The following is a 2,749-nucleotide window of genomic DNA, read 5'->3' on the forward strand; positions in this document are numbered from 1 at the left end:
CCGCACCCCGCTACGACGTTGGTAAGACCGTCAAACGCCCCGAGACCCTCAAGGCCATCGGCAGACCTGGCCGATCTTGGTAGATAAAGAACAAGGTGAGTACCTGTTCCTGATGCAGCCATGTCATAGCGGCCCTAGTATCTACCGTTGTGGAGGGGCGATGCGTGATCTGGTGTACCTATCCGAGAACAAGATGCGGGCACTAGCACCGCAGCTCCCGGGCCGGCTCCGCAGGCGGCTCGGTCTGGAAGCAGGGCTCAACGCCGGAATCGCGTCCCTGAAAGCATCGCTACCCGGTGATTCACAGCCATCATCAACGGCCTTACTTGACGCCGTGGTGGCCATGATCGAGCGGTCCAGAGGCTTCCGCAGGCGTAGCGACGAGGACCTGCGCCCGGGCGACTGGATCCAGTTCGAGGAGTGGTTTCGCTACGGCGTCGCTTCCGGCGACGGCCCCCGCAACGACGATGCAACGACGGCGGAGGTGGTCTACTTTGCCGCAATGGAGCTGCCAGCGTTCGTGCTCGTGGGTTCGGCTGTGAACGTCCTTGACCGTCATCAGTCGGAAGAGGCCCGCTCATTGCAAGGGCCTCCCTTCTACGTGGACGCGATCCGCGCATATGCCCAGAGGCTCGCTGAACTACCGGACGAAGCCGGGATAGCCGATTTTGAGCCTCCCTCCCCTGTTCGTCGCAGCTCTGTCTTACAGTGCATTCGTTACCTGTGCCTTGACTTCTTCTACGCAATCCCCAATGGCAGCCCGTCGCAGGTGCGACTGAGCGGACACGCGCGGGTGCTCGCCGCGCGCACGGACCGGGAACCACGTGCAGTGCTGGCCACACCGCTGTATGTGGAGTACACGCCAAGGTAGGTCATGAAGCTACGGCCTAGTCCCCAACGCGCAGCGCGCCAAACCCGGCGCCAGATCAGTGGCCGACGTGAAGCTCGGCCCGAGTGACAGTCTCGGTGGCGGGATGGGAGCGGACGGTTTTCCGGCGAGCCGAGTTCGTGAGGGAGTAGGCTCCCGGCAGGTTCTTGGGGCCTGTCCGGGTGGAGTTGCCGACCGTGAACTTGAGAACGATCAGTCCCGGTTGGCCTCGCGGGAGGCGGGCTGTCCGCTCCTGCGGGAGGACCGGCGGGTGATGCGCCTGGTCATCAGTGTGATCGCGGCCCAAGTGATCAGAGATTCCGAGTGCTGGATGAGCCGTTCGTAGTCCCGGGCGTGACGGCGGGCGTGCATGATCCAGGCGAGCGACCTCTCGACGACCCAGCGGCGGGGCAGGATGACGAACCCGACAGCGTCCTTCGGACGGCTGATGGTCTTGAGCGTCAGATCGAGGTGCCTCTTCGCCCAGGTCACGAGCTGTCCGGCATAGCCGGAGTCGGCCCAGGCGATGGTGATCTCGGGGTGCATCAGCCGCAGTCGGAACAGCACTTCCTTCGCCGCTTCGCGGTCGGTCATGTCGGCCGGGGTGACCATGACGAACAGCGGCAGGCCCTTGGTGTCGACGACCAGGTGCCGCTTGCGGCCGTTGATTTTCTTCGCACCGTCGTAGCCGCGCGAGTCCTTGCCGACTGTCTCGGCGGCCTTCACGGACTGGGAGTCGATGACGGTGGCGACTGCTCCAGGGGCCCGGCCCATCTCGCGGCGGATACGTTTGCGGAGCTGGTCGCGGATCTGTCCGACGACGCCGGCCGCCGCCCAGCGGGCCATGAAGTTGTAGCAGGTCCGCCAGGGCGGGAAGTCCCTGGGCAGGGCCCTCCACTTGCATCCGGTGTCGACGACGTAGCGGATCGCGTCGACGACCTCGCGGCGCGGGTGCTTCTCGGGGCGTCCCCCTTTGGGGTGCTGGTAAGAACGCTGTCACCAGCCGCAAACGGCGGTGGTCAGTCCTCTGACCTGGAGGGCCGGGGCAGTTCCGCCGTGTTGGTCGCCTCAGCGAGCGCGAGGCGACCACCCTTGAGTTCGGGCACGTAGTTGTAGATGGTGTTGCGGGAGACGCCGAGCAGCTTCGCGATCGAGGTAACGGTGTTCCCCGGGCGGGCGAGTAGGTCACGGGCGTGACGTACCTGCTCCTCGGTCATCGCCGGCGGGCGGCCGAGCCGGGCGCCGCGGGCGCGGGCGGCGTCCAGGCCCTCGTTGGTGCCCTGCACGATGAGTTCGCGGATGAACTCCGCCAGGGCCGCGAACACGTGGAAGACCAGGCGCCCGCCGGGCGTGGTCGTGTCGAGCGCCTCGTGCAGCGAGGTGAACCCGATGCCGCGCTTGCGCAGGCCGGACACGATCGCGATGAGGTCCTGGATGGAGCGGCCGAGCCGGTCCAGCGACGGGACGACGAGCGTGTCGCCCTCGCGCAGGAAGTCGAGGGCCTTCCACAGCTCCTCGCGTTCGGCGTTCTTGCCTGACTTCTTGTCGGCGAAGATCCGGATGCATCCCGCTTCGGTGAGTGCGTGGATCTGCCGGTCGAGCAACTGCCCCTTGGTGGACACGCGTGCGTATCCCACGAGGCCGCCGGTCCGTACGGCCGGAACGGGGGCGAGGAGATCGGCGGCGTCGTCATCCTGGGCTGGCTGCACCTGCCAGATAGTACAGAAAAGGGTGCCCCTCTAGTTCTTGAGCACATCGACTTTCTGACACCGTTTTATAGGCATGATGTGACCTTCAGAGCTTTTTGGCGCCACATTCACACTGGTAGTTGGCGTAGGGCGTCGGATGGCCACTACTGACGGCTTTCTTTCTGGCCCTTTC

2 protein-coding genes and 1 pseudogene are annotated in these 2,749 nt (G+C 65.4%); 1 reads left to right on the forward strand and 2 read right to left on the reverse strand.

The window, feature by feature from the left end; all coding sequences use genetic code 11:
• The first annotated feature begins 160 nt into the window (after positions 1 to 160).
• Positions 161 to 871: an SAVMC3_10250 family protein gene (locus ACWC0C_RS48160; protein WP_450871524.1), complete on the forward strand. Its 711-nt coding sequence runs from the start codon at positions 161 to 163 to the stop codon at positions 869 to 871.
• 232 nt (positions 872 to 1,103) lie between these two features.
• Here ACWC0C_RS48160 and ACWC0C_RS48165 read toward each other — a convergent pair.
• Together ACWC0C_RS48165 and ACWC0C_RS48170 are read right to left on the reverse strand one after the other, a co-directional pair.
• Positions 1,104 to 1,843, reverse strand: a pseudogene (locus tag ACWC0C_RS48165) (IS5 family transposase); the annotation flags it as partial.
• Between the two features lie 44 nt (positions 1,844 to 1,887).
• Positions 1,888 to 2,577, reverse strand: a complete 690-nt coding sequence (locus ACWC0C_RS48170; protein WP_450871525.1) for a recombinase family protein — start codon at positions 2,575 to 2,577, stop codon at positions 1,888 to 1,890.
• Positions 2,578 to 2,749: the final 172 nt, after the last annotated feature.

It is taken from the genome of Streptomyces sp. NPDC001709 (assembly GCF_053596375.1).